Source organism: Pseudomonas putida, assembly GCA_029953615.1.
Classification (GTDB): Bacteria; Pseudomonadota; Gammaproteobacteria; order Pseudomonadales; family Pseudomonadaceae; genus Aquipseudomonas.
The window spans coordinates 4,581,377-4,605,972 of the sequence record CP124529.1 but is presented as its reverse complement, the minus strand read 5'-3'; the positions used below and the strand labels follow the sequence as shown (position 1 = coordinate 4,605,972).

The following is a 24,596-nucleotide window of genomic DNA, read 5'->3' as shown; positions in this document are numbered from 1 at the left end:
GCAGCTCCTTGGCAGTGATCGTTGGGCAGTGTTCAGAAACCGGTCTTGACCGTGCTCCATACCCGGGTGATGGCGCGCATGTCCTTCGGGCTCTGGGTTTTCTGCGCGAACAGGCGCTCGCGGGTTTGCGCGTCGGGGTAGATGGCCGGGTCCTGGCGGATCTCGTCCCGCACCAGCGCAGTGGCGGCGGCGTTACTGTTGGCGTAGTGGATGTAGTCGGTGACCTTGGCCATGGTCTGCGGCTGCAGCAGGAACTCGATGAAGCGGTGGGCGTTGGCCGCGTGCGGCGCATCCTTGGGGATGTACAGATTGTCGAACCAGATCAGCGAGCCTTCCTGGGGGATGAAGAACGACAGCTTGATGTCCTTTTTCGCTTCCACCGCGCGGGCCTGGGCGGTGGCGTAGTCACCGGACCAGGTCAGGGCCAGGCAGACATCGCCATTGGGCAGGCTGGTGAGGTAGTTGACCGAGTCGAACTTGCGAATGTACGGGCGAATGCCTAGCAGCAGTTGTTCGGCCGCCTTGAGGTCGGCCGGCGATGCGCTGCGGGGGTCCTTGCCCAGGTACTGCAAGGCCAGCGGGATGACTTCGGTCGGTGCGTCCATCAGGGTGACGCCGCAGTCGGCGAAGCGCGAGACGATCCTGGGGTCGAACAGCATGGCCAGCGAGCCGATGGGGGCGTCGGGCATGCGTGCGGTGATCTTGTCGACGTTGTAGGTCACCCCCGAGCTGCCCCAGGTGTAGGGCGCCGAGTATTTCAGGCCGGGGTCGTAACCTTGCAGGTTGTTCACCACCTGCTGGTCGAGGTTATGCCAGCTGGGCAATTGCTGCTTGTCCAGCGCCTGGAACACCCCGGCGCTGATCAGCGGGGGTACCAGGGAAGCGTTGAGCATCACCAGGTCGTAGCCGGAGCGGCCGGTGAGCAGTTTGGTCTGTACCGTTTCGTAGCCGTCGAAAGTGTCGTAGATGACCTTGATGCCGGTGGCCTTCTCGAAGTCGGCCAGGGTGGTTTCGCCGATGTAATCGGTCCAGTTGTACAACCGCAACGTGTTACCGCTGTCCACCTCTGCCGCCTGGGCCAGGCTGGCGCCAGACGCCAGCAGCAGACCGCCAATCACCTTCAGTACCTTGCGCATGGCAACTCCATCGTGTGAGTGCTCGGGATCGAGCCGATGGGGGCACTATCGAGGGATTTGCCGAAGGGGAACATACCCCGAATGTGTGGGTGGTCGTTTTTTGGCAGGTGAAATTTGTATCAAGGCCACAGGCCCAATCGCCGGCAAGCCAGCTCCCACAGGTTCTCCACAGTCCTGAAGCCCTGTGATTTTCCCTGTGGGAGCTGGCTTGCCGGCGATGAGGCCAGTACAGGCAATCACGCCAGTGGGTACAGTGCCTCGTCGAACTGCTCAAGGCGCGGGAATACCAGCGGCTGATCGTCCGAAAGCTGCTCCAGGCGCTGCCGGTACTGCTGCAAAAACGCCTGCCGCGCCTCGTCGCTGATATATGGCACATGCCAGGCCACGAACGGCGGCAGCACCTCGAAGCCGACATAGGCCAGCGTGCCGCGCAAAATCGGCCGCAGCATGTCCTCCAGCGGCCCATGAATCGCCCCGTCGCCAAACATGTGCTCGCGCCCGCCCAGGGTCACGGTCACCAGCGCTTTCTTGCCCGCCAACCCGCCCTGGTCGTAGAAGCGCTTGCCGCCATAGCACACCCCCGACACCAGCACCCGGTCGATCCAGCCCTTGAGCATGGCCGGCGCCGAGAACCAGAAGATCGGGAAGTTCAGCACCAGCAAGTCGGCCCACAGCAGCTTGTCCAGCTCTTGCTGGATGTCCGCGGCAATGGCGCCGCGCTTGACCCCCTGGCGCTGCTCCAGGGCATACACCAGGTATTCGGGGTTCTCGCGCTGGCTGAAATCATCGGCACTGGCCACCGGGTTCCAGCCCATGGCGTACAGGTCGCTGACCTGCACCTGGTGGCCCTGGGCGCGGAAGGTTTCCACGGCCTGGTCACGCAGGGCAGCAGTGAACGATTGCGGCTCGGGGTGAGCGTGGACGATCAGTACATTCACAAACTTTCTCCTCACACAAAACAGGTTGTCTTCCAGCTGTGGCTCAGCACTGCACCGCTTTCACCTCGACGAACTCCGCCAGCCCCTCCTCGCCCCACTCGCGCCCGTTGCCCGACTGCTTGTAGCCACCGAACGGTGCCTGGTAGTTGAACCCGCCACCGTTGATGAAGCACTGCCCGGCGCGTATCTGCCGTGCCAGGGCCAGGCCGTGCTCGCGGCTGCCGGCCCACACCGCGCTGGACAGGCCGAACGGCGAATCGTTGGCCAGGGCCAGCGCCTGGGCCTCGTCGGCATAAGGGATCAGGCACAGCACCGGGCCGAAGATTTCCTCCTGGGCGATGCGCATGCGGTTGTCGACATCGGCGAACAACGTCGGCGCCACATAGAAGCCGCGTTCGAAGCCGGCTGCATCACCGCCGCACAGCAGGCGCGCGCCCTCCTCCTGCCCCAGGCGAATGTAGTCGAGCACGGTGCGCCGCTGGCCTGCCGAACACATCGGCCCGAGGAAGCTGGCAGGGTCACGCGGGTCGCCCATGACCAGCGCGCGGGTCTCGGCCTCGGCGATCTCCAGCGCCTCGGCGTAGCGGCTGGCCGGCAGCAGCATGCGGGTCAGGGCCGTGCAGGTCTGCCCCGAATTAACCATCACATCCTGCACCCCATGGCGCACCGCCGCGTGCAGGTCGGCGTCGGCAGTGATCAGCAGGGGTGATTTGCCACCCAGCTCCAGGCACACCCGTTTCACCGTAGGCGCGGCCGCCTGGGCCACGCGCACCCCGGCACCGGTGGAGCCGGTGAACGACACCATGTCCACCTGCGGGTGCCGGGCCAGGGCCTCACCCACCTTGGCCCCCGGCCCGCTGACCAGGTTGAACACCCCGGCCGGCAAGCCGATGGCCTCGATCATCTCGGCCAGCATGAAGGCATGCAGCGGCGTTTCCTGGCTGGGCTTGACCACCACCGTGCAGCCGGCGGCCAGGGCCGGCGCCAGCTTGCCGATCATCTGGTGCAGCGGGTAGTTCCACGGGTTGATGAAGGCGCACACGCCAACGGCCTCGCGGTACACCAGCGAGTTGCCGACTTCGCGCACCTGCTCCATCAGCCCGGCCAGTTCGGCGTACTGCTCCAGCCCGGCGATCGGGCCCTCGACCTGTACCGCCTGGCACCACTGCACCGGCATGCCCAGCTCGTCGGTGATGAGCGAGGCCATTTCCGCCGCGCGGCGCTTCAGCTGTGCAGCCAGCGCCGTTATGTACCCGGCGCGTACGCTGGACGGTGTGCGCGACCAGCCATCGAAGGCCCGCCGCGCAGCCATCACCGCCCGTTCGACATCGGCCTCGGCGCCCAGCGGCACCCGGCCGATGGCCTGTTCGGTGGCCGGATCGATCACCTCGGCCATGCCCTGCCCGCTCGGCACCTGCCAGGCGCCGTCGATGTACAGCCGCGCATACTCACGCATGGCCGTAGTCCCGTTTCAGTTCGTCGGCACAGCAGGCGATGCGTCGGCAGGCATCGATCAGCTCCGCATTGCCCAGCACCAGGCCCAGGCGGATATGCCCGGCAGCGCTGGGGCCGAACGCTTCGCCGGCAAGCACCGACACGCCCTGGCTGTCCAACAGGTAGTCCGCAAAGGTCTGGGCAGATACGCCGGTCTCACGGATATCGACCATCACGAACATACCGCCATCGGGCTTGAGCACCTTGATGCCCGGGCAGTCGGCCAACTGCTCGCACACCAGGTCGCGACGCTGACGATAGGCTTCGCGCATAACATCCAGTTCCGGCAGTTGCTGCTCCAGCGCCACCACGGCGGCATCCTGGATGAAGTCCGGCGAACCGTACAGCATGCACAAGGCGAGGTTTTCCAGGTGGGCGGCCAGCTCGGTCGAACCTACTACCCAGCCCACCCGCCACCCGGTCATGGCATGCGACTTCGACAGGCTGTTGAGGGTGGCGGTGCGCTCGGCCATGCCCGGCAGGCTGCCAGGGCTGACATGCTCGCCGTCGTACAGCAGCTCGCTGTACACCTCGTCGGAGATCAGCCACAGATCGTGGGCGATGCACAGTTCGGCCAGCGCCTCCCAGGTAGCGCGCGGCAGGCTCGCCCCCGAGGGGTTGTGCGGGCTGTTCAGGGCCAAGGCGCGGGTACGCGGGGTGATGCGCGCAGCCACGTCACGCGGGCACACCCGAAAGCCGTTCTCCGGCTTGACCGGCACTGGCACCACCTTGGCGCCACAGGCCCCGAACACCGCCTCGTAGGTAACGTACATGGGCTCGGCGACAATCACCTCGTCACCCGGGTCGAGCACGCACTGGGCCACGCAGTACAGCGCACACTGGGCCCCCGCCAGCACCGTCACCTGGTCGGCATCGACGGCCTGGCCGCTACGCTGGAAGTGGCGATTGGCGATTGCCTGGCGCAGCGCCAGCTTGCCGCGCACATCGGCGTAATGGGTATGGCCGGCAAGCAGGCTGTCGATGGCCGCCTCGACGATCGGCGCGGGGGTGTCGAAGTCCGGGTCACCCACCGACAGCAGCAGGATATCCTTGCCCTCGGCCTGCAGCGCCAGGGCGCGGTAGTGGATGTCCCAGGCGGCAGCCCCGTCGCCGGCGATGCGTTGAGTGAGCTTGGCGTAGCGCATGGCAATCTCCCTTCATGGCGGTTTCAGTCGACGAGAATCTTCGGGTTGGAACTGCCCCATACGGTGTAGAGGTCGGCGAGCAACGCGCCGTTGATTTCTTCTATCTCGGCCTGGGTGATCTCCCCCCCGGCCTGCTTGCCGAACAGCACCACTTCGTTGCCCCCCTTCACATCGGGGAAATCGGTGACATCGACCATCAAGGTGTTCATCGACACCTTGCCCACCACTGGCACTCGGTGGCCGTTGATCAGCACATGGCCCTTGTTGGTGAACACCCGGCGGTAACCATCGGAGTAACCCACGGTGATGTTGGCCAGGCGCGAATCACGCGCCAGGGTGAAGGTGCGGTCATAGCCGACGGTGTTGCCTGCCGGGTAGCTATGCACCGCAGCCACGTGCGACTTGAACTGCATGACACGTTGGTATTCGGTATGCGTCGGCACGGTGTCGCCGAACAGCGCGCCGCCGGTGCGCACCATGTCCAGGCGCGCTTCCGGCACTTCCAGCGTAGCGAAGGAGTTGGCGGCGTGCAGGGTGAGCTTGCTGCGATCAAGTTTCGCGTGCTTGATCAGCCAGTCGGTCTGCTCGTTGAACGCTACCAGGCCTTTGCGCACATCGTCCTTGTCTTCCACGGCGAAGTGGGTCATCAGCGCGACCAGCTTGAGGTGCTTCTGGTCGGTGACCTGCAGCGCCTCACCCCGGCCGGACCAGGTGGTCATTTCCACGCCGTTGCGGCTCATGCCACTGGAGTTGAGCGCCAAATGAATGCGCAGGGTCTTGCCGTGGCGTTCGGCGATGGCATCGAGCTGGCGGGCGAACTCGGCGCTGCCGACCAGCTCTTCCATGTCGTACTGCAGGGCATCTTCTACTTCGCTGACGTTGGCCAGACGTACCCGCACCAGTTGCCCGGTGAAGCCGCTGGCGCGGACCACGCGCGCCTCCTCGTTGCTGGCCACCGCCACGCAGGGCACGCCCTGGGCGATGATCGACGGCATGACCAGGCCGATACCGTGGCCATAGGCGTCGGCCTTGAGCACCGCGCACAGCTTGGACTTGCCGCCCAGCTCGGCCTGCAAGGTACGGATGTTGTGTTGCAGGGCGCCGGCGCTGATTTCGACCCAGGCGTTGCTGTTCTGCACGGTCAGGGCCGTGGTGCCGTTGTCCATCGACAGGGGCGGTGCGGCGTACAGCGGGGCCTGGCCGGTGATCAGCAGAGCGAGGGATGCAGCCAGGAGGGTACGGCGAAATGGCATGGTGATTTCTCTTGTTGTTGTTCGTGGTGTCTGCGGCTTAGCAGACGCAGGTGTGTTTGAGTTCGATAAAGGTGACGCCGGGGGTGGCGAAACCGCTGGCCAGATCGGCCTGCAGCGCGTCCAGGTCACGCGGCTGGCGCACCGTGCAACCGAAGGCACGGGCCAGGCCGATGAAATCCGGGTTGCGCGGCAGTACGCCGACCGGCTCGATGTCCAGGCCGAGCATGTCGTCGCGGATCTGGCCGAGGGCGTCATTGTTCCACAACAGCACGACAAACGGTCGCTCCAGTTCCTCGACTGCCGTGGCCAGTTCCTGGGCGGTATAGAGGAAGCCGCCATCGCCTACCAGTACCAGGCCTGGGCGCTGGTCGCTGGCGAACATGCCGCCGATGCCGGCCGGCAGGCCGTAGCCGAGGGTGCCGTAGCCGGTGGGGTGCAGCCAGCTGCGCGGCGCCCGGCTGGCGAAAGCGTAGTTGCCGGTGTAGGCCAACTGGGTCATGTCGCTGCTGATGAAGGCATTGTCGGGCAGCACGGCGGCAATGCGATCGAGGATTGCCTGATGCACGGCCTGCAGCGGCGCATGCCCGCTGCGAATGGCCTGGCGCAGGTTGGCCACTGCTTCGCTGGCCTGGGCCGGGTCGCGGTTCAGCGCTGGCAGGTGCTCGAGCAGGCCGGCCAGGGTTTGCCGGGAATCGCCATGCAGGGCAATGGCACATGGGTAGAAGTCGTTGAACTTGCGCGGGTCGATGTCCACCCGCAGGAGCTCGCCGCTGATCGGCAGGCGCTCGCGCCAGAAGTCGGTATCAGCCATTTCGGTACCCACTGCCAGCACCACATCGGCCTGGCTGATCAGTTGCCAGCCGGGTTCGACGCACAGGCTGGCGCCGGCATTCAGCGGCGCGTCCGCTGGCAGCAGGCCCTTGCCGGCCACGCTGGTGAACAGTGGGGCTGCCAGCCGGGTGCTCAGTTGCTGCAGCTGCTCGGCCGCGTGCAATGCCCCGCCACCGGCAATGATCATCGGGCGCTTGGCGGCGGCCAGCTTCACGGCGGCCTGGTCGAGGATGTCGCGGCACGGCTGGCCACGGCCGGGGCGGCGCACCACCTCATCGCTCCAGTCACGGCTGACCGGCGCGGCCAGAACGTCCAGCGGCACCGAAATGTGCACCGGGCGCGGCCGTTCGCTGTCGAACACGGCCCAGGCGCGGGCAATCAGTTCGGGCAGGTCGTCGCCGCGCAGGGCCACGGCGGAAAAGGCGGTAATCGGCGCGGTCATGGCGCGCTGGTCCTGGGTCTCGTGCAGGCAGCCCCAGCCCTTGCCCAGGCTGGCAGTATGGTTGACGCTGGAAATCACCAGCATCGGGATGGAGTCGGCATAGGCCTGACCGATGGCGGTGGCGGCATTGGTCACGCCCGGGCCGGTAATGACGAAGCACACCCCCGGTTTGCCGCTTATCCGGGCATAGCCGTCGGCCATGAAGCCGGCGCCCTGCTCGTGGCGGGTCAGCACATGGCGGATGCCGCTGCCCGGCAGGCCGCGGTACAGCTCCAGGGTGTGCACGCCGGGGATGCCGAATACCGTTTCCACGCCGTAGTTGGCCAGCAGGCGCACCAACGCCTGGCCGGCGGTCCAGGTGTGCTTATTCATGTCGTTCTCCTTGCGCCTGGCCGAGGCGGATCAGCGCGTCGACCGCGATGGTGCCGTGGGCACCGACCATCAATGGGTTCACATCCAGCTCCAGCAGTTGCCCGGCGTTTTCGCAGGCGTAGTCGGCCACCGCGCGGATTGCCGCAACCAGTGCGTCGAGGTCGGCAGCCGGGCGGCCACGGAAGCCTTGCAGCAGGCTGGCGCTGCGCAGGCTGAGCAGTGCGGCACGGATGGCATTGTCGGTGGTCGGCAGCAACAGGCTGACGCTGTCCTTGAGCAGCTCGACCAGCACCCCACCGGCACCAATCACCAAAGCCAGAGCGAAGTCATGCTCGCGCTTGATGCCGACGATCAGTTCGGCCAGCGGCGGCTCGGCCATCGGCTCGAGCAGCACCTGATCGAACGCTACCTGCGGGGCGTAGACGGCGATGCGCTGGCGCATCTGCATCAGCGCATGCTCGAGGGCGGCTGCATCGCGCAGGTTCAGCGCTACCGCACCGGCTTCGGTCTTGTGCGGCAGTTGCGCGCTGACCGCCTTCAATACCAGCGGGTAGCCAACGCGGGCGGCGTCTGCCACGGCGCGCTCGGGTGTGCTCAACACCCCGGCCGGTACCGGCAGGCCGAAGGCGCGCAGGGCTTGCTTGGACTGCCACTCGTCCAGCAGGCGGCTCTCGCCTGGGAGAGCCTGCGGGCACAGTGGCACCCGCGCAGCCTCGCCCTGTTCCAGCAGCCGCTGGCGGTTGCGCTGGTAGGCGACGATGCGGCCCCAGGCTGCCAGGCCATCCTCCACGCCCTGCAGGGCGGCGATGCCACGCGCGTGCAAGCGCGCGCGCGCGCAGGCGGGCAACAGCTCGGGGAATGCCGAGGTGACGAAACCGATCTTGCCGTGGCGTTCCAGTGCATCGCAGTACAGCGCCAGCAACAGGTCGCATTCCTTGCGTTCGCCAGTGAACGCCGCCGGGTAATCCAGTACCAGCATGGCCGCGTCGGCTGCGCCGCTCAGGGTGCTGTCGAGCATGCGTTGCAGGGCCGTTGCATCACCCCAGATGGCGGTAGTGAAATCCAGCGGGTTGACCAGGTTGGCATAGGCCGGCAACACCTCGGCCAACTGTGCCACCTGCCCGTGTTCGAGCTTCGGCAGGACCAGCTGGTTGCGCTCGGCATAGTCGGCGATCAAGCCGGCATCGCCACCGGAGCAAGCCAGGGCGATCAGCTCGCCATTCACCGGCAAGCGTCCACAGGCGGCGGCCTTGAGGGTTTCAACAAAGCTCACCGGGCCACTGACGCGAATCACCCCCAGGCGCTGGAACAGGCTGTCGTACAAGGCATCGGAGCCGGACAGCGAGCTGGTATGGCTGAGCGCCAGTTCAGCGCCGATCTGCGACACGCCGGTCTTCAGCGCAATGATCGGCGTGCCCTGCTGCAATGCCCTGCAGGCGGCACGGGCGAAACCGGGCACGTTCTTCAGGCCTTCCAGGTGCAGGCCGATGGCGGTTACCCGGGGGTCGTCGAGCAGCACGTCCATCAGCTCGGCCACGCCCAGTTGCGCCTGGTTGCCGACCGAGGCCATGTAGGCCACCGGCAGCGAGCGGTCGCTCATCGACAGGTTGTAGGCGAAGTTGCCGCTCTGGGTGAGGATCGCCACGCCCTTCTCCACCTGCTGGCCACCGTGGGCCACCGGCCACAGGGCAGCGCCGTGCAGGTAGTCGAGCAGGCCGTAGCAATTGGGGCCGAGCAAGGCCATGTTGCCGGCGGCAGCGAGCAGGCGTTGCTGCAACTCACGGCCTTCCTCGCCGCTTTCGGCAAAGCCCGAGGCGTAGCAGATGGCACCACCGGCGCCGCGTGCGGCCAGCTCGGCAACGCACTGCAGGGTCAGCTCGCGGTTGGTGGCGATGAACACAGCGTCCGGCGCACAGGGCAAGTCGGCCACCCGCGCTACACAGGGGATGCCTTCGAGGCTGGCATGCTGTGGGTTGACCAGCCACAGCTCGCCGCCAAAGCCCCCTTCGGCGCAGCGCTTGAGCGCCCGCGCCATGCTGCGCCCGCCGACGAAAGCCAGGTGCCGAGGTGCCAGCAGGCGCTTGAGGTTGTCACGAATCGAATGCGACATGGGTGTTCTCCTGGCGCTCAGCGCAGCAGCGGGCGCAGCAGTTCGCGGGCGATGATGTGCCGCTGGATTTCCGAGGTGCCTTCCCAGATGCGCTCGATGCGTGCGTTGCGCCAGATGCGCTCGACCGGCCCTTCATCCATCAGGCCCATGCCGCCAAAGATCTGCACGGCTTCGTCGGCAACCTTGCCCAGCACCTCGCTGGCGAACAGCTTGGCCATGCCGGCCTCGCCGTCGGTCATGCTGCCCTGGTCCATCTTCCAGGCGGTGTGCAGGGTGAGCATTTCCGCGGCGCGAATCTGCGTGGCCATGTCGGCCAGCTTGAACGACACACCCTGGTAGCTGCCGATGGCCTGGCCGAACTGCTTGCGGTCGGCGGCCCATTGCAGCGACAGGTCGAGGGCACGCTGGGCCTGGCCCACGCAGTTGGCGGCGACCATCACCCGGCCGGCGGTGAGCCAGGCGTTGGCCACCTCCCAGCCCTTGCCGACCTCGCCCAGCACCTTGCTGGCCGGTACCCGGCAGTCGTCGAAGAACAGCTCGTAGGTGTGGTAGCCACGGTTGCTCACACACTTGGGGCCGCGGCGAATGGTCATGCCCGGCGTGCCACGGTCGACCAGGAAGGCCGTTACCGCATTGCGCTTGCGCCCGTTGTGCTCGTAGGTATCGGTGACAGCGAAGACGATGGCGAAATCGGCGTGGCCGGCATGGCTGATGAAGTGCTTGCTGCCGTTGATCAAGAAGTCGTCACCCTGGCGCACGGCGCGGGTCTTGATGGCGTTGGCATCGGAGCCGGCACCCGGCTCGGTGAGGGCAAAGCAGTCGATCTTCTCGCCCTGCACACAGGGCAACAGGTAGTCGTTGACCTGCTCGTCCTTGCAGGCCATGAGGATTTTCGACGGCCGCGCAACGAACACGTGCAGGGCCCAGGACACCTTGGACAGCTCGCGCTCGATCAGCGCCTGGGACAGGTAATCCAGGCCACCGCCGCCGACCTCCTCGGGCATGTTGAAGGCATAGAACCCGGCAGCGATCGCCTTGCCGCGGATCTGCGCAGCCAGCTCGGGCGATACGGCATCGGCGCGGTCCACCGCCTCCTCATGGGGCAGCAGCTCCTTGACGACAAAGCTGCGTACCGCTTCCACCAACATTTCTTGTTCTTGGGTCAGTTGGAAATTCATCTGCGAAGGTCCTGGTGAGGGTCGGTTATCGGGTTACTGGCCGGTGAAACGGGGTGCGCGGCGTTCCACCGACGCTTGCAACGCCTCGGCACCGTCCTGGCTGCGGCCACACAGCAGGCCGGCCTGGCGCTCGGCTTCCAGCTGCTCGGCCAGGGTGCGCAGCGCGCCATCGCGGATCAGCCGCTTGGTCTGCGCGTAGGCAAATGTGGGGCCGTTGGCCAGGCGCCCGGCCAGCTCGGCGGCTACGGCGGGTAGTTGCTCGTCGGCGCAGACTTCGCTGACCAGCCCGGCCGCCAAGGCACGTTCGGCACCCCACAGCTCATCGAGGAACAACAGGCGCTTGGCCTGCTCGCTGCCGATCAGCCGTGGCAGGTGCCAGCTGGCACCTGCATCGGGGCTGTAGCCCATGCTGGTGTAGCCGGCCTTGAAGCGCGCCGAGGCCGCGGCGATGCGCAGGTCGCAGCACAGGCTGAGGTCCATGCCACCGCCCACGGCGGTACCGTTGATGGCGGCGATGGTGGGCTTGTCCAGGCTGTGCAGGCACAACATCAAGGCGTGGGCGGTTTCGGTCCAGCCGTAACTTTCCAGCGTCCCCTGGGCTTCGGCCGCGGCCCATTCGGCCAGGTCGGCACCGGCGCAGAAGCTGCGGCCGCTGCCGGTCAGCACCACCACGCGCACGGCCGGGTCGCTGTTGCAGGTTTCCAGCAGGGCGTGCAGTTGCTTGAGGGTGGGGATGTCCAGCGCATTGCGCTGCTCGGGGCGGTTGAGGGTAATCCAGGCAACGCCGGCTTCGACCTTGCTCAACAGTGACGACGACGGGGTGGTCATGGGGGGCCTCGGTGTTGTTGTGATGGTTTTGGGAGGGCTTGATGAGCGAGATACTAAACGAGTGTTCAGCAAGGCGGGATGGGCTGTTACAACTTCGCACAACTCGGTTTTTGTTGTTACGCGGCTTTGTTTCGGCATGGCATTTTCGTTGCCAGGGAGATCGAGCGCCGCCCGCGCGGCGCTCGATCTCACAGACAATAAATTCGCCAACACTTACAACCAACGCCCCACGGCATCAAACCCCCGGCGCACTAGGCTCGAAGGCCCCCTGCCGACGGCGGTTGACGAAGAAGTACGCCGCATAGCACAGGGCAATGAAGCCAAAGCCCCAGTACAACGACGGCCGCTGGGTTTCATCCAGCGCCAGGAACACGAACAGCGAGCTGCACAGGGTGATGCACAGCAGCGGCACCAGCGGGTACAGCGGCGCCTTGTACTTCAGGTCCTGCAGTTGCCCACCGTCACGCAGGTAGACTTTGCGGAAGCGGTACTGCGCCAGGGCAATGACGATCCAGGTCACGGTGCCGGACATGCCACTCACCGCCATCAACACCATGAACAGGGTGTCGGCGGCAATGAAACTGGTCATCAGCGAAATCAGCGCAAAGCACAGGGTGATGCTCAGCGCCCGCAACGGCACGCCACGCTTGCTCAGCGGCGACAGGCTCTTCGGCGCCATGCCGCTCTTCGACATGGCCCACAGGATGCGCGTGGAGGCATACAGCCCGGAGTTGCCCACCGAAAGGATGGCGGTGAGGATCACGAAGTTCATCAGGTCGGCGGCAAAGGGAATGCCGACCATGTCGAACACCTGCACGAACGGGCTTTCCATCAGCCCGGCCTGTTCGAACGGCACGATGGCCGAGAGCACGGCAATCGCCAGCACGTAGAAGATCAGCACGCGGAACACCACGTTGCGCACAGCCCGCGGGATGCTCTTTTCCGGGTGCTCGGTCTCGCCAGCGGCCACCCCCATGATCTCGCAACCCTGGAAGGCATAGACCACCGTCATCATCACCGCGAACACCGCCGACAGGCCATGGGGGAACAGCGACTCGCCCACCAGGTTGTCCAGCATCGGTGCCGGCGCCCCGCTGCTCAGCGGGATGGCGCCGAAGATCACCAGCAGGCCGATGATGATGAAGCCGACGATGGTCGCCACCTTGATCCCCGAGAACCAGTACTCCGCCTCGCCGAAGGCGCGGGTGGCCAGGGCGTTGAGCCCGAACAGCACGACCACGAACAGCGCCGACCAGTACCAGATCGGCACCTCCGGGAACCAGCGGGTCATCAGCATGCCGGCGGCAGTGAACTCCAGGCCCACGGTGGTGGCCCAGCTCATCCAGTACACCCAGCCGATCATGAAGCCGGTGGCAGGGCCGATGAACTTGGTGGCGTGGGCCTGGAACGAGCCGGACACCGGCATCTGCACCGAAAGCTCGCCAAGGCAGACCATCACCAGGTACATCAGCAAACCTGCGACCAGGTACGCCAGGATCGCGCCTACCGGGCCGCCCTGGTTGATGGTCACGCCCGAGCCCATGAACAGCCCGGTGCCGATCACCCCGCCCAGCGACAGCATGAAGATGTGCCGGCTTTTCAGTGCGCGGGTGAGCTGGATCTTTTCGCGGTTGTCAGTCATGGCGCACCTCGCCTTTGCGGCCGGTGCCTGGCCACGCGGGGGTGCCGCGCGGAGTGTTGGGAAGGAGGGGCTGAGCGCTACGGCATGTCATTATTCTTGTCTCCAATAAGCCTCATGGACCGCGTGCAACACGGTTGCCATGGATTATTGGAAACGGATGTAAGGTGCCGTTGTACGAACGGATCGAAGATGTAAAAAGTCGTAAGTTTTTTGTACGTCAGCTCTGGATCAGCTGTTCCAGGGTGGCGTGGGCCTGGGCAAGCTGGGTGGCCAGCAGCTCGCCGAGCGCTTTCAATGCCTGTTCGTCGTGCTGCCTGGCAGCGTCTTCAAGGCGACGCAACAATTCAGCCAGGCCAGAAAAACCCAGGGAGTCGCAACTGCCGGCCAGGCGGTGGGCAAGGTGCAGCACTTCGGTAAAGTCCTGGGCTGCCAGCGCCTCGGCCAACGCCGTGGCGTGCTGCTCCAGCGACTGGCGCAGCACCTTCAACAGGCCTTGCAGCTTCTGCTCACCCAGCAGCGAGCGGTGGGTGTCCAGCAACGACCAGTCCATTGCCCCATCAACACCCGCCACTTCGGTGGGCGCCGCCGCTTCGGCCAGCGCCTGGCGCAGGTTTTCCAGCCGCAGGGGCTTGGCCAGCACTCCCTGCATGCCAGCGTCCAGATAACCCGGCACCTGCCCCGGTTGCACACCGGCCGTCAGCGCCAGGACCCGGCTGTGGCGGTTCGGCCCGGGCGTGGCACGCAATTGCCGGCACAATTCCACCCCACTCATGCCGGGCAGGTGCACGTCGAGCAGGATCAGGTCGAAGCGCCGCTGTGCGCAGGCCTGCAGGGCCTGCCCGGCATCCTCGGCAAAACTCACCCTGTGGCCATCGCGCAGCAGCAACCCGCCGGCTACCTCGCGGTTCAACGCCACGTCCTCGACCACCAGGATATCCAGGCTGGCCAGGGGCGAAGGCGCTGGCGAACTGGCCAGCGCTGGCTGCCCGCGGGGCAGGTCGAGCTCGAACCAGAAGCAACTGCCCTGCCCCTGCACGCTGTCCAGGCCAATGCTACCCCCCAGTTTTTCCACCAGGTGCTTGCAGATCGCCAGGCCCAGGCCGGTGCCGCCATAGCGCCGGGCCACTGCCTCGCTGGCCTGGACGAAACGGTCGAATATCCTCGCCTGTACCGCCGGTTCGATGCCGATGCCATTGTCACTGACCGACACCCGCAAGCGCTGCGATCCCGGGTCATTGGCCAGTACCTGCACCGCAAGCCGCACCTGGCCGTGTTCGGTGAACTTGATGGCGTTGGCCAGCAGGTTGCTGAGCACCTGACGCAGGTACTGTTCGGCACCGTGCTGGTACTCGGCCAATTGCTCGTCGATATTCAGTTGCAGGGTGTCACCGTTGTCCCTGGCCATGGGTTCGAGCAGCGCCAGCACTTCCTGGCACAACTGGCGCAGGGAAAAACCGACCAGCTCGGCGCGGCTATCGCCCTCCTCCAGCCGGGCGAAATACAGTACTTCATTGAGAATCGCCAACAGCCCCTCGCCGGCCTTGTACAAGGCCTCGACGCGCTGGCGATCGGCCACCTCCAGCCGGCCGCCGCGCAGCAGCTCGGCCATGCCAAGAATGCCGTTGAGCGGTGTGCGCAGCTCGTGGCTCATGGTCGCCAGGAAGCGCGACTTGGCCAGGTTGGCGGCTTCGGCCTCGTCCTTGGCCCGGGCCAGGCTGGCGGTGCGCCGCTCGACCATGGCCTGCAGCTCGTCGCGCTTGTCCTGCAGCGCCAGGCGGTCGCGCTCGCGGCGCTCGATGTCGCTGAGAATGGCGCGGCGCATGTCATCCAGGGCATTGGCCACGGTGTCGATCTCGTCCGGGCGCGTCGACGGGCGGCGCCCCAGGCGCAACGGTTCCTGCCACTGGCCGGCACCAATACGGCGGGCGAACTCGGCCATCACTTGCAGGTGGCGGGTGACCAGGCGGTAGAACAGCCCCGACAACGCCACCGCCAGGCCACACAGGAACACGCCCATCCACAGCAGGCTGGCAAGGCCCGTGGCATACAGCCGCCGGTGCACTGCGCCCAGGTCGATGCTCACTTCCAGCTCGCCCAGGTGCCTGGCCGGCCCCGAGGGCGGCTGGTAATCGAGCGGGAAGCGTTCGATGCGCAGCGGGCCCTTGGGCTCGGCGGCACCGCGCAGCAGCTGGAAATCGTCGCTGACCAGGCGCACCCGGGCGACATCGGAAAAGTCCACCAGGCCGCGCAGTTGCGTATCCAGCTGGGCCTCGTCCAGGTCCCACAGGCTGCGCTCAAGGCTGGCCAGGTAGCCGGCGCGGATCAATGCCATGCGCGCCTCGATATCGCGCATTTCGCGGCGGTATTCAAAGTACAGCTGCACCGAGCTGGCCAGCACCGTGAAGCACAGGCTGAACAGCAGGATGAACAGCAGCAGGCGGCGCAGCAGGCCATCGGTGCGCCGGTGGTTCATCGGGTATCCGCCGGCAGGTTGATCATGTCGCGGTAGGTCACTTCGCTTTGTTCCAGCCAGCGCTCGATCTCGCCGGCCTGGTTCATGCGCCGCAGCTGCGCGTCGATTTCATCCATATGCTGGCTCAATGGCGATTGCCGTGATACTGCAACACGCAAGTAGTCCACGCTCAGGGCCGTGGGCAATACGCGGATGTCCTGCGCCCCGGGCAGGTTTTCGATGAACAGCTGGCCGGTGCGCCGCTCCTGGATCACGTAGTCGATGCGCCCACGGATCAGCTTGCCGAAGTTCTGCTGGCTGGACGACACCCGTTCGATGTTCTGGTGGCGGGCGACGAAGCGGTCGAACTCGGCGCCGTAGCTTTCGCCGTACAGCAGGCCGCCGCGGTAGCCGGCCAGGTCCTCAAGGCGCTGGAACTGCACCGGCCGCAGGCGGTTGTAGAACACCGCCACTTCCTCGCGCACCACCGGCACCGTGGAAAAGCGCATGCGCTGGTCACGCTGGTCGCTGTTATAGGCCAGCACCACGTCCACTCGCCCGGCGGCGGCGTCCATCAGGCAACGCTTCCAGTTGCCCAGCACCACGGTCTGCACCTCATGGCCCATGCGCGCGAACAGCTCTCGCACCACGGTGGGGGCCAGGCCGCGCACCTGGTGGCCGTCACTCCAGGAAATCGGCGGGTACACCGGGTAGTCGCAGTAGCGCACCGGTTGCCCTGCGCTGGCTTGCACGGCGAACAATGCCAAGGCCAGCACCCAGGCGCTGCGGGTCATGCCGCCACACTGGCAGTGAACAGGTAACCGGTGCCGTGGATGGTGATGATCAGTTGGGGCTCGGCCGGGTCGTCGTGCAGCTTGCGCCGCAAGCGGCCGACCAGCACGTCGATGGAGCGGTCGTTGGGCACCCACTCGCGGTTGCGGATCTGGTCCATCAACTGGTCGCGGCTGAGGGTGTGGCCGCTGTTACGCAGAAACACGCTGAGCAGCTGAAACTCGCCATGGGTCAGCAGTGTCTGCCCGCCACGGGCGTCGATCAGCCGCCGGCGGTCGGTGTCCAGCGCCCAGTCGGCGAACTGCTTCAGCGATTGCGCGCAGGCCGGTGCCGGGTGTACTTCACGGGCATGGCGCACGCGGCGGATCAGGTTCTTGGCGCGGGATACCAGTTCGCGGGGGTTGAGCGGTTTGATCACGTAGTCGTCGGCGCCGCATTCCAGGCCGACGATGCGGTCGATGTCGTCGTTGCGCCCCGTGATGAGGATGATGCCCACCTCCGAACGTACCCGCAGCTCGCGGGTCAGGGTAAGGCCGTCCTTGCCGGGCAGGCGGATATCCAGCAACACCAGGTCGACATCTTGGCTGCCGAGCAGGGCTTCGGCCTGTTCCGCGGTGTCGGCGCAGTGCACGTCATAGCCTTCCCGGGACAGATAGGCCTGCAGCAAGTCACGAATAAGCGGATCGTCATCGACGATCAATACCCGAGGCGTCATTGCGTGTCGTCTCTTTTTTTATTGGTTTGTTCTACACACTCGCGACAGCAGCGTACTCGTTACTGAACAGGCGATCAACAACCCTCCGGCAGACTGAAGCGGCGCCGGCCACCGGCCTGCAGGCCATCGACCCAGGCCTCGCAGATCAGCACGCCCTGCTCGGGGGTGAATGTACCGGGGTTGAGCCCCGACTCCAGCCACAGGCCGTCGAGCAAGGCACTCAGGCTGATGGCCGCAAGGTCGGCATCGAAGCCCTGCCAGCCCTCCTCCCCGGCCAGCGTGGCCAGCAGCCCGCTCAGTTCGTTGCGGTATTCTCCATAAGAATGGTCATGCACCTGGTTGATCGCCTCGGCGGTCTTCACCGCGCCCCAGAACGCCAGCCAGGCGTCGAGCAATTGCGGGTCGAGCAACTCGGCGCAGAACGAGGCGCGGAAGAACGCCGACAACCGTTCGCGGGCATTGGGCGCGGCCTGGGCCATGGCCTCGCGCAGCAGGCCCATCACCCGGCCGGTGACCGCCATGTAGGCTTCGGCAACCAGCTCATCCTTGCCGGCGTAGTGATGGCTGATCAACCCGACCGAAACCCCGGCCTCGGCCGAAATCTTGCGGATCGACGCGCCCTGGAAGCCATGGCGCTTGAGGCATGCCAGGGTCGCCTCGACCAGGTTGGCTTTGCGCAATTCCGGTAGCATGCGGTGGTAGCGGGCTTCCTGGTTCATCGGCGGCTCTCGGGCTAGGGGTTGGACTGAACGACTGTACAACAAGCCAGACTGCGTGATAAACCCTTGGCACCCTAGCCCACAACAACAAAAGCGGCTGCCATGAACGACCTGATCACACGTGACCTGGACCAGGGCCTGCTGACCCTGGCCTTCAACCGCCCCGACAAGCTCAACGCCTTGAACACCGCCATGTACCAACAGCTGGGCGACCTGCTGCTGGCGGCAGGTGAAGACCCTGATGTCGAGGCCATCATCATTACCGGTGGGCCGCACTGCTTTACCGCTGGCAATGACTTGCGCGACTTCCTCGACAACCCGCCCGCCGACCTGGACAGCCCGGTGTTCCGCCTGATGCGGGTGGTGATGGGCCTGGACAAGCCGCTGATTGCCGCGGTCAGTGGTGCGGCGATCGGCATCGGTGCCACCTTGCTGTTGCATTGCGACCAAGTGCTGGTCAGCCGTACGACCAAGCTGCGCATCCCTTTCGCGCCGTTGGGCGTGTGCCCGGAGTTTGGTTCCAGCCTGCTGCTGCCGCGTTTGCTTGGCCATGCCCGTGCGGCTCGCCTGCTGCTGGCAAACGAGTTGCTCGACGGCGAACAGATGCTGGCCTGGGGGCTTGCCAATGAACTGCATGAGGATGGCGAACAGTGCCTGGCTGCAGCCCGCAAGCTGGCGCGACAGCTGCAAGGCTACCCACAGGCGGCGCTGCGTATCAGCAAGCGGCTGCTCAAGGACGGCCAGCGGGCCGAGCTAGAGGCGACAGTGGCGCGGGAAAGCCGGTTGTTCATCGAGTGCTTGCGCACCGAAGAAGCGCGGGCGGTGTTGCGGGGCTTGATCAAAGACTGAATGGGCTGACGCGGCCCTGTGTAGATACTCTGTTGGCGGTCAAGCTTTTCTGAGGTGTTCAGAGCTGAAAAGCTTGGCCGTATCAAATGGCTCATCCCCGCGCATACATGCCCAGATGCCTGTCAGGTACTTGCGCATGACAGCAGCGATAGCCTGCATTTTCTTCTTGCCCCTGTTGACCAACGACTCGTAAAAAGCCTTCGCATAAGGGTCGCAGCGCACTGCGGTCAAGGCAGGCATGTACATGGCTGCCCGTAGATAAGCATTCCCACTTTTGCCGAGTCTGCCGGGCTTATCAATGCTCGTTCCCGATTGGGTCTGTCGAACATCGAGACCCGCGTGGCGAGCTACCTGCGAGGACTTGAGCATTTGAGGAAGGATGGTCAGTTCAGCCAATGCCGCAAGTGCAGAGACTTCTCCCATCCCAGGCCCTGCGAGCAGCTGCTTGTACTGCCGAGTAAGCGTCGGACACTGGGCGACCAGCTCGCGGCCCGCCTTACGAAAGCGCTCAATTCGATTATCCAGTGAAGCAATCGCTTCCTCCTGATCCTCGATCAGCATCGACACGGTTGTAGCGGTCGCCTGCAATGCATGCAGTTCGTTCTTCGCCCTTGTACGATGCCCCACCAAACGATTGATGTGTCGCCCCAGAGCCCTCAGTTCAAGCTGCACAAGGCTTGGAGGTGTCCACAAGCGCGGTGTCATACGCTCGCCGTACTCGGACAGCAGTTGAGCATCTATTGCATCGGTCTTGCTGTTCACCAGCATCAGTTTGGCGAAATTGTGGAAGCTCTTGGGGTTGATCACGGATACAGGGAGGTCAGCCGCATGTAGCTCAAGGGCCAAGTCCAGGTAATAGATTCCGGTCGCCTCCATCACGATCGACTTGGGTTTGAGTGCCAGCAGCTTTTTCACCGCAGCCTTACGGCCTGCAGGGGTTTGAGCGATATCCCACTGTCCGGCCGGACGCCCATCTTTACGCACCCCAACGACCGAAGTACGTGAGCCGATATCGACGCCAACCCAGACACTCATTCCTTCCCTCTCCCAAGCGAGTTAGGTAACAATGGCCTCCGGTTCCCCGACCTTCGAACTTCATGCTGCTGCAACCTTGTAATGCGAAGTCCGACTTGTCGGCTTCTCGATACTCTTCGCAGTGGGCAATGAGGCGGGGGGCCTCTCTACATACAAGGTCAGGGGCAATACCTGCCTTCAGGAGCGATCGGCCTCCCCGGAAGTGCTTCTTCAGCCCGACGAGAATAACCTCTCCCGCTAGGCCAGACACAACATACAAGGAGCGGCCTCGTGTCGCGAAAGGGCCGCAAAGCGGCCCCGGCAATGCTGTGGTGTACGAGGACCCTGGGGGGCGCTTCGCACCCCTTTCGCGACACAAGGCCGCTCCTACACGGGACCGCGTTATGGCATGGATATGGGCGGCTAATAGCCAGTCATCTCCAGATACCCCCGCCCCCCCGCACTCCCGGTCAAGCGCACCGGCCCCTCCCAATACGGGAACCGCGTCTCCATCCAGGCCTGCGATTCCACCGCCTCGACCTGCACATCCACCCCCTGCCCCGGCACCTGCACCCGCCACCGCGTCGGCACCTTTTTGCCATTCTTCTGCCGCGCCCAGGCCAGCGCAAGCAGCTGGACCTGCGCACCCTGCAGCGCCACCACCGCGCCCTGCGGGCCAACCCAGGTCCCAGCGCGATACGCCTTCCCCTGCGCCTCGCGTACCTGGAACAGCATCAGCCTGGCGCCACTGTCCAGGTGCAGGGAAAACCAGTCCCATCCCGTCTGCCCGGCGGCCAGTGGCTGGCTGCTCCATTCCCTGTCCAGCCAGGCCTTGCCGGTGACCGCAATGCACTGGCCGTCACGTTGCACCTCCCCACTCACTTGGTAGAACGGCTGGCTGTAATAGTACGAAGCCTGCCCCTTGCCGGACTTCTCGCTGTAACCCTGATCCCCGTGCAGCACCAAGGGCCGATCGCTGTGCAGTTGCAGGTCATAGCGAAAGCCTTCACCACTGGCGACCATTTGCAGCTGCTCGATGCCACGGCTGCCCTGCAACGACCAGTCATTGATCCACGCCCGGAACGGCTGCGCCTCCACGCCCGCCTGGCCGATACCCCCGCGCGCCAGGGTTTCGGCAGACTGATGAGCGCCCGGGCCGGTCAGCGCCGCGTGCCCCATCCACAGGTTCGGGCTGTTCCAGCCGGCAGTCTCGGGGCCGGGGCGCAGGGCCGAGCGGAACAGCGTCCACTGCGCACCCCAGTCACGCCCTTGGGCGTCCTGGAGGTTTGCGGTGACATACCACCATTCGATACGAAAGCCATCGTGGGCCCCGTGGTCACGCGGAAATTCCAGGTGATGGCCGCGGCTTACCTGGCTGAATTCGCCCGCCTGCTGCCCGAGCCCGGCATAGCTCTGCTCGGCGGGCTGATCACAGCCGCCCAGCAACCCGCACAGCAACAGCCACGCGCTACGCTTCATCGGCAAACGGCCTCAACAGTTCGCGCGGCTGGCGACGTGCCAGCCGCCACAGTGGCCAGGCGCTGGCCAACAGGCTGGTCAACATGCCCAGCACGGCCAGTTGCAGCAGGTGTGCAGGGAACACGTAGAGTGGCAAACGCCAGCCGAATGCCTGCACGTTCACCACCGCGACCAGGCACCAGGCCAGCAGGATACCCAGCGGGATCGCCAGCAGCACGGTAAGGCTGCTCAGCAACAGTGTCTGCCCAAGGGTTAGCCACACCAGATGCATGCGCCGCACGCCCAGTGCCCACAGCGGCGCCAACTGGCCCAGGCGGGTCTGACCCAGGGTCAGCAGGTTTATGAAAAGCGCCACGCCAGCCACGCCAAGGGTGAGGCTGTTGAGCGCGGCGGTGGCGGCGAAGGTGCGGTTGAACACCTCGGTGGACCAGCGCTTGAGACGCGCCTGCTCGACCACGCGGCTGTCGTCCAGGGCAAAGCGCTGTTGCAAAGCGGCCTTGAGCGCAGACACCTGCTCGACCGCCAGATCGACACTCAACCCGGTCAGGGTTGCCTGTGACCAGTGCCCGCGCAGCCAGCCGGCATTGACCAGCATGTGCCCTTTGGGGTTGCCGTAATCGGCATAGATGCCCACAACGCTCAGGGCTGGCGAAGTGCATGCGGGTAGCCTCAAGTGATCGCCCACTTGCAGCTTCAGTCGCCTGGCCAGCTGTTCACTGAGCATCACGGCCTGCCCGGCGGCCAGTTGCTCCCAGGCCTGCTTTTGCTGCGCCAGCAATGGCCAGCGAGTGCGATAGACGGGATGATCGACGATGCCCTGGAGCTGCACCGGCCAGCCCTGCAGCTGTGTTTCCACACGCCAGCCGGGCAGTACCACACGCACCGAAGGTTGCTGCCCGAGCCACTCGGCCATCTGCAAGCCTTGGGCGGTGTCCCTTGGCGTGACATACAGGTCGGCGGAAAGGCGCACGTCAAGCCAGCCGACAAAGGTCTTGCGAAAGCCCTCGGTCATGCTGCCCACGCCGACACTGGCGGCCAGCGCCAGCAACAGTGCCATCAATGCCAGGCTCAGGGCCGGCAATTGCTGGCGGCTGTCGGCGACGAACCATTGCGACAAGGGCCGCCGACAACGGCACGCCAACCAGGCCAGCACCCGGTCGAGCAAGGCCGGCAGCAACAGCGCCGCCGCCAGCAGCAGCGCGGCCAGCATGGCGAAAGCGCTGGGCAGGCTATCGCCAAGCACGCCACAACCCACAGCCAGCAACAGCAACAGGCCCGCCACTGAAGCTTGACGCTTCAACCACGGCCCCAGCGCCACTCGCCAGGCCTGCGGCTGCGCCAGTGCCAGCAATGGCAACCGTGCTGCCCGCAGAACGCTGCTCAGCCCTGCCAGCAATGCACCGAGCAAGCTCACCAACAGCCCTGCCAGCCACCAACCCGCAGGCAGGCTCAACGTGCCAGCGACCTGCGCGCCATAAAGGCCCCGCAGGCTGGCAGCGACATCGGGCAGCAACCAAGCAGCCAACCCGTAACCACTGGCCACTCCGGCGATCCCGCCCAGCAGCGCGAACAGGCCCAGCTCCAGCACCAGTGCGCATGACAGGGTCTTCAAGCTGATGCCACAGGCGCGCAGGTTGCGAATCAACCCCCGCCGCTGCTCCAGCGCTAAGCCGATCGCCGCATGGGCGATGAACAGGCCAACGACGAACGCCAGCAAGCCCAAGGCAGTCATGTTGAGGTGGAAACTGTCGGTCAGGCGCTGCAAACCGCCGTCGTCCTCCTTGGGTTGCAGTTCAAGGTATGCCTCGACATCTGTTGGCAAACGCCCAGGGTTATCGGCCACCAGCAATCGCGACAACTGCCCAGGCGCTTGCAGCAACGCCTGCGCATGGCCGATATCGACCACGATCACTCCGGGCGCCAATTCAGGCTGCAATATCCACGGAGGCAGCGACTGCCCTTCGTTATCGTGTGCTACCTGCCCGGCGTTGATGTTCAATTGCTGCAAGGTGTCTGGCCCAACCAAGGCTTGCCCGGGCATGCCGATGAACGCCTGCAGGTCGAATGCCTGCGGCTGAATGCCGGCAATGCTGCTGGCCGGCGGCAGGCTCAACGGCTCGATGCCGATCAAGCGCACGCTGCGCGCTGGCTCGCCCGGCAGGCGCAAGCGCCCTTCCAGCACTGGCGACACTGCCCAGCCCAACCTGCGTAATTGCACGTACAGCGCCTGGTCGAAGCGCTCGCCATGGCGCGGTAGCAGCTGCGCCTGCAGCGGCCCCGCCAGTACCGCACTGGCCCGGGCATAGTCGCTGCGTGCCTGGCTGTTCAGCGCCTGCACCCCGGTCCACAGTGCCGTGGCCAGCCACAGGCCGGTGAGGATGCTGAAGAACTGCACGCGATGGCGTCGCCAATGGCTGAGCAGCGCCAGCAGGGCCAGCGACAACAGTCTCATCAGTCCTGCTCTGCCTGTACGCGCCCAGCCTGCAAGTAGCAACGCTGCTGCAGGTGCGCCGCCAGCCGGCGACTGTGGGTCACCATCAGGACACCACTGCCAGCCTCGGCGACCAATTGCAGCAGCAAGCTCAACACCTCGTCGGCTGCTGCCTTCGTCGAGACTGCCAGTGGGTTCGTCGGCCAGCAACCAGGCCGGGCGCCCGGCCAGGGCGCGGCCAATGGCTACCCGCTGTTGCTGGCCGCCAGACAATTGCTCCGGATAACGCGCCAGCAAATCCGCCAGCTCCAGGCGCTGCGCCAGGTAGGCCAGCCAATCGGGATCATGCCGACCGGCCAGCCGGGCCTGAAACGCAAGATTGGCCTCCACATCCAGGCTGCTGATCAGGTTGTACTGCTGGAACACCAGGCCTATGCCCTCCCGTCGCCACAGCGCCAGCGACGCCTCTGAACGGCTGTCGAGCGGGGCGTCGTCAATCAGGATGCGGCCACTGTCGGCACGGTCCAGGCCGGCCACCAGATGCAGCAAGGTGCTCTTGCCGCTGCCCGACTCGCCCATCAGCGCCAGGCTGCTGCCGCGCGCCAGGCGCAGGTCAACGCCCTGCAAAACCGGGATTGGGCCTTGGGGGGAAGGGAACGATTTGTAGAGGTTTTCGATGACCAGCATAGAGGCCTAGGTGGTGAGGTGTCTGTCTAGTAATAGCAGGCCAAGCGCTGTTGGGCATGAAGCTACCTACACCCACCAACAATGGATCC

Annotated in this window: 18 protein-coding genes and 1 pseudogene; 1 reads left to right on the top strand and 18 read right to left on the bottom strand. The window is 65.4% G+C overall.

The window, feature by feature from the left end; all coding sequences use genetic code 11:
- Positions 1–32: 32 nt before the first annotated feature.
- From QIY50_21145 to QIY50_21080, 14 genes are all read right to left on the bottom strand, one after another.
- Entirely contained in the window at positions 33–1,136 is a 1,104-nt protein-coding gene (locus tag QIY50_21145) for a polyamine ABC transporter substrate-binding protein (GenBank protein ID WGV19803.1), read from the bottom strand.
- A gap of 236 nt (positions 1,137–1,372) precedes the next feature.
- Positions 1,373–2,074: an NAD(P)H-dependent oxidoreductase gene (locus QIY50_21140; GenBank protein ID WGV19802.1), complete on the bottom strand. Its 702-nt coding sequence runs from the start codon at positions 2,072–2,074 to the stop codon at positions 1,373–1,375.
- Between the two features lie 43 nt (positions 2,075–2,117).
- Positions 2,118–3,530 carry an aldehyde dehydrogenase family protein gene (locus QIY50_21135; GenBank protein WGV19801.1) on the bottom strand — a complete coding sequence of 471 codons (1,413 nt, stop codon included), beginning with the start codon at positions 3,528–3,530 and terminating at the stop codon, positions 2,118–2,120.
- A complete protein-coding gene (locus tag QIY50_21130) occupies positions 3,523–4,713 on the bottom strand; it encodes a pyridoxal phosphate-dependent aminotransferase (protein ID WGV19800.1) in 1,191 nt (396 codons plus the stop codon). The genes QIY50_21135 and QIY50_21130 overlap by 8 nt, the downstream gene beginning before the upstream one ends.
- A gap of 23 nt (positions 4,714–4,736) precedes the next feature.
- Positions 4,737–5,966, bottom strand: a complete 1,230-nt coding sequence (alr, locus tag QIY50_21125; protein ID WGV19799.1) for an alanine racemase — start codon at positions 5,964–5,966, stop codon at positions 4,737–4,739.
- Positions 5,967–6,003: 37 nt separating this feature from the next.
- On the bottom strand, positions 6,004–7,611 hold the full coding sequence (locus QIY50_21120; GenBank protein WGV19798.1) for a 5-guanidino-2-oxopentanoate decarboxylase: 1,608 nt from the start codon (positions 7,609–7,611) through the stop codon (positions 6,004–6,006).
- A complete protein-coding gene (locus QIY50_21115) occupies positions 7,604–9,721 on the bottom strand; it encodes an acetate--CoA ligase family protein (GenBank protein ID WGV19797.1) in 2,118 nt (705 codons plus the stop codon). The genes QIY50_21120 and QIY50_21115 overlap by 8 nt, the downstream gene beginning before the upstream one ends.
- Before the next feature lie 17 nt (positions 9,722–9,738).
- The gene (locus tag QIY50_21110; GenBank protein WGV19796.1) at positions 9,739–10,899 is read right to left on the bottom strand and encodes an acyl-CoA dehydrogenase family protein; all 1,161 of its coding nucleotides are present in this window, start codon (positions 10,897–10,899) and stop codon (positions 9,739–9,741) included.
- 33 nt (positions 10,900–10,932) lie between these two features.
- Entirely contained in the window at positions 10,933–11,727 is a 795-nt protein-coding gene (locus tag QIY50_21105; GenBank protein WGV19795.1) for an enoyl-CoA hydratase-related protein, read from the bottom strand.
- Between the two features lie 235 nt (positions 11,728–11,962).
- Positions 11,963–13,369 (bottom strand): amino acid permease, encoded by a 1,407-nt coding sequence (locus tag QIY50_21100; GenBank protein ID WGV19794.1) that lies wholly within the window; start codon positions 13,367–13,369, stop codon positions 11,963–11,965.
- Between the two features lie 217 nt (positions 13,370–13,586).
- Complete coding sequence (locus QIY50_21095; protein WGV19793.1) at positions 13,587–15,842, bottom strand: ATP-binding protein; 2,256 nt, start codon at positions 15,840–15,842, stop codon at positions 13,587–13,589.
- On the bottom strand, positions 15,839–16,615 hold the full coding sequence (locus tag QIY50_21090; GenBank protein WGV19792.1) for a transporter substrate-binding domain-containing protein: 777 nt from the start codon (positions 16,613–16,615) through the stop codon (positions 15,839–15,841). Before QIY50_21090 ends, QIY50_21095 begins: the two co-directional genes overlap by 4 nt.
- A complete protein-coding gene (locus tag QIY50_21085; protein WGV19791.1) occupies positions 16,612–17,328 on the bottom strand; it encodes a response regulator in 717 nt (238 codons plus the stop codon). Before QIY50_21085 ends, QIY50_21090 begins: the two co-directional genes overlap by 4 nt.
- A gap of 74 nt (positions 17,329–17,402) precedes the next feature.
- Positions 17,403–18,047, bottom strand: coding sequence for a TetR family transcriptional regulator C-terminal domain-containing protein (locus QIY50_21080; GenBank protein WGV19790.1), 645 nt, complete (start codon positions 18,045–18,047; stop codon positions 17,403–17,405).
- A gap of 102 nt (positions 18,048–18,149) precedes the next feature.
- On the opposite strand from QIY50_21080, the gene QIY50_21075 reads away from it, so the two are divergent.
- The gene (locus QIY50_21075) at positions 18,150–18,896 is read left to right on the top strand and encodes an enoyl-CoA hydratase (GenBank protein ID WGV19789.1); all 747 of its coding nucleotides are present in this window, start codon (positions 18,150–18,152) and stop codon (positions 18,894–18,896) included.
- A 39-nt stretch (positions 18,897–18,935) separates the two neighbouring features.
- Here the strand turns inward: QIY50_21075 and QIY50_21070 are convergent, their stop codons facing one another.
- The 4 genes and pseudogenes from QIY50_21070 to QIY50_21055 form a co-directional block, all read right to left on the bottom strand.
- Complete coding sequence (locus tag QIY50_21070) at positions 18,936–19,931, bottom strand: IS110 family transposase (protein WGV19788.1); 996 nt, start codon at positions 19,929–19,931, stop codon at positions 18,936–18,938.
- 402 nt (positions 19,932–20,333) lie between these two features.
- Positions 20,334–21,389: a lipocalin-like domain-containing protein gene (locus QIY50_21065; protein ID WGV19787.1), complete on the bottom strand. Its 1,056-nt coding sequence runs from the start codon at positions 21,387–21,389 to the stop codon at positions 20,334–20,336.
- Complete coding sequence (locus QIY50_21060; protein WGV19786.1) at positions 21,379–23,841, bottom strand: FtsX-like permease family protein; 2,463 nt, start codon at positions 23,839–23,841, stop codon at positions 21,379–21,381. Before QIY50_21060 ends, QIY50_21065 begins: the two co-directional genes overlap by 11 nt.
- A pseudogene (locus tag QIY50_21055) lies at positions 23,841–24,507 on the bottom strand (ABC transporter ATP-binding protein). Before QIY50_21055 ends, QIY50_21060 begins: the two are co-directional and overlap by 1 nt.
- Positions 24,508–24,596 lie beyond the last annotated feature (89 nt).

What these genes read in the sequence shown, in the direction of transcription:
- QIY50_21090 (WGV19792.1), bottom strand. Translation starts at nt 16,615, where the DNA reads ATGACCCGCAGCGCCTGGGTGCTGGCCTTGGCATTGTTCGCCGTGCAA.
- QIY50_21060 (WGV19786.1), bottom strand. Translation starts at nt 23,841, where the DNA reads ATGAGACTGTTGTCGCTGGCCCTGCTGGCGCTGCTCAGCCATTGGCGA.
- QIY50_21070 (WGV19788.1), bottom strand. Translation starts at nt 19,931, where the DNA reads ATGAGTGTCTGGGTTGGCGTCGATATCGGCTCACGTACTTCGGTCGTT.
- QIY50_21095 (WGV19793.1), bottom strand. Translation starts at nt 15,842, where the DNA reads ATGAACCACCGGCGCACCGATGGCCTGCTGCGCCGCCTGCTGCTGTTC.
- QIY50_21105 (WGV19795.1), bottom strand. Translation starts at nt 11,727, where the DNA reads ATGACCACCCCGTCGTCGTCACTGTTGAGCAAGGTCGAAGCCGGCGTT.
- QIY50_21135 (WGV19801.1), bottom strand. Translation starts at nt 3,530, where the DNA reads ATGCGTGAGTATGCGCGGCTGTACATCGACGGCGCCTGGCAGGTGCCG.
- QIY50_21100 (WGV19794.1), bottom strand. Translation starts at nt 13,369, where the DNA reads ATGACTGACAACCGCGAAAAGATCCAGCTCACCCGCGCACTGAAAAGC.
- QIY50_21080 (WGV19790.1), bottom strand. Translation starts at nt 18,047, where the DNA reads ATGAACCAGGAAGCCCGCTACCACCGCATGCTACCGGAATTGCGCAAA.
- QIY50_21145 (WGV19803.1), bottom strand. Translation starts at nt 1,136, where the DNA reads ATGCGCAAGGTACTGAAGGTGATTGGCGGTCTGCTGCTGGCGTCTGGC.
- QIY50_21110 (WGV19796.1), bottom strand. Translation starts at nt 10,899, where the DNA reads ATGAATTTCCAACTGACCCAAGAACAAGAAATGTTGGTGGAAGCGGTA.
- QIY50_21065 (WGV19787.1), bottom strand. Translation starts at nt 21,389, where the DNA reads ATGAAGCGTAGCGCGTGGCTGTTGCTGTGCGGGTTGCTGGGCGGCTGT.
- QIY50_21130 (WGV19800.1), bottom strand. Translation starts at nt 4,713, where the DNA reads ATGCGCTACGCCAAGCTCACTCAACGCATCGCCGGCGACGGGGCTGCC.
- alr (WGV19799.1), bottom strand. Translation starts at nt 5,966, where the DNA reads ATGCCATTTCGCCGTACCCTCCTGGCTGCATCCCTCGCTCTGCTGATC.
- QIY50_21075 (WGV19789.1), top strand. Translation starts at nt 18,150, where the DNA reads ATGAACGACCTGATCACACGTGACCTGGACCAGGGCCTGCTGACCCTG.
- QIY50_21115 (WGV19797.1), bottom strand. Translation starts at nt 9,721, where the DNA reads ATGTCGCATTCGATTCGTGACAACCTCAAGCGCCTGCTGGCACCTCGG.
- QIY50_21085 (WGV19791.1), bottom strand. Translation starts at nt 17,328, where the DNA reads ATGACGCCTCGGGTATTGATCGTCGATGACGATCCGCTTATTCGTGAC.
- QIY50_21120 (WGV19798.1), bottom strand. Translation starts at nt 7,611, where the DNA reads ATGAATAAGCACACCTGGACCGCCGGCCAGGCGTTGGTGCGCCTGCTG.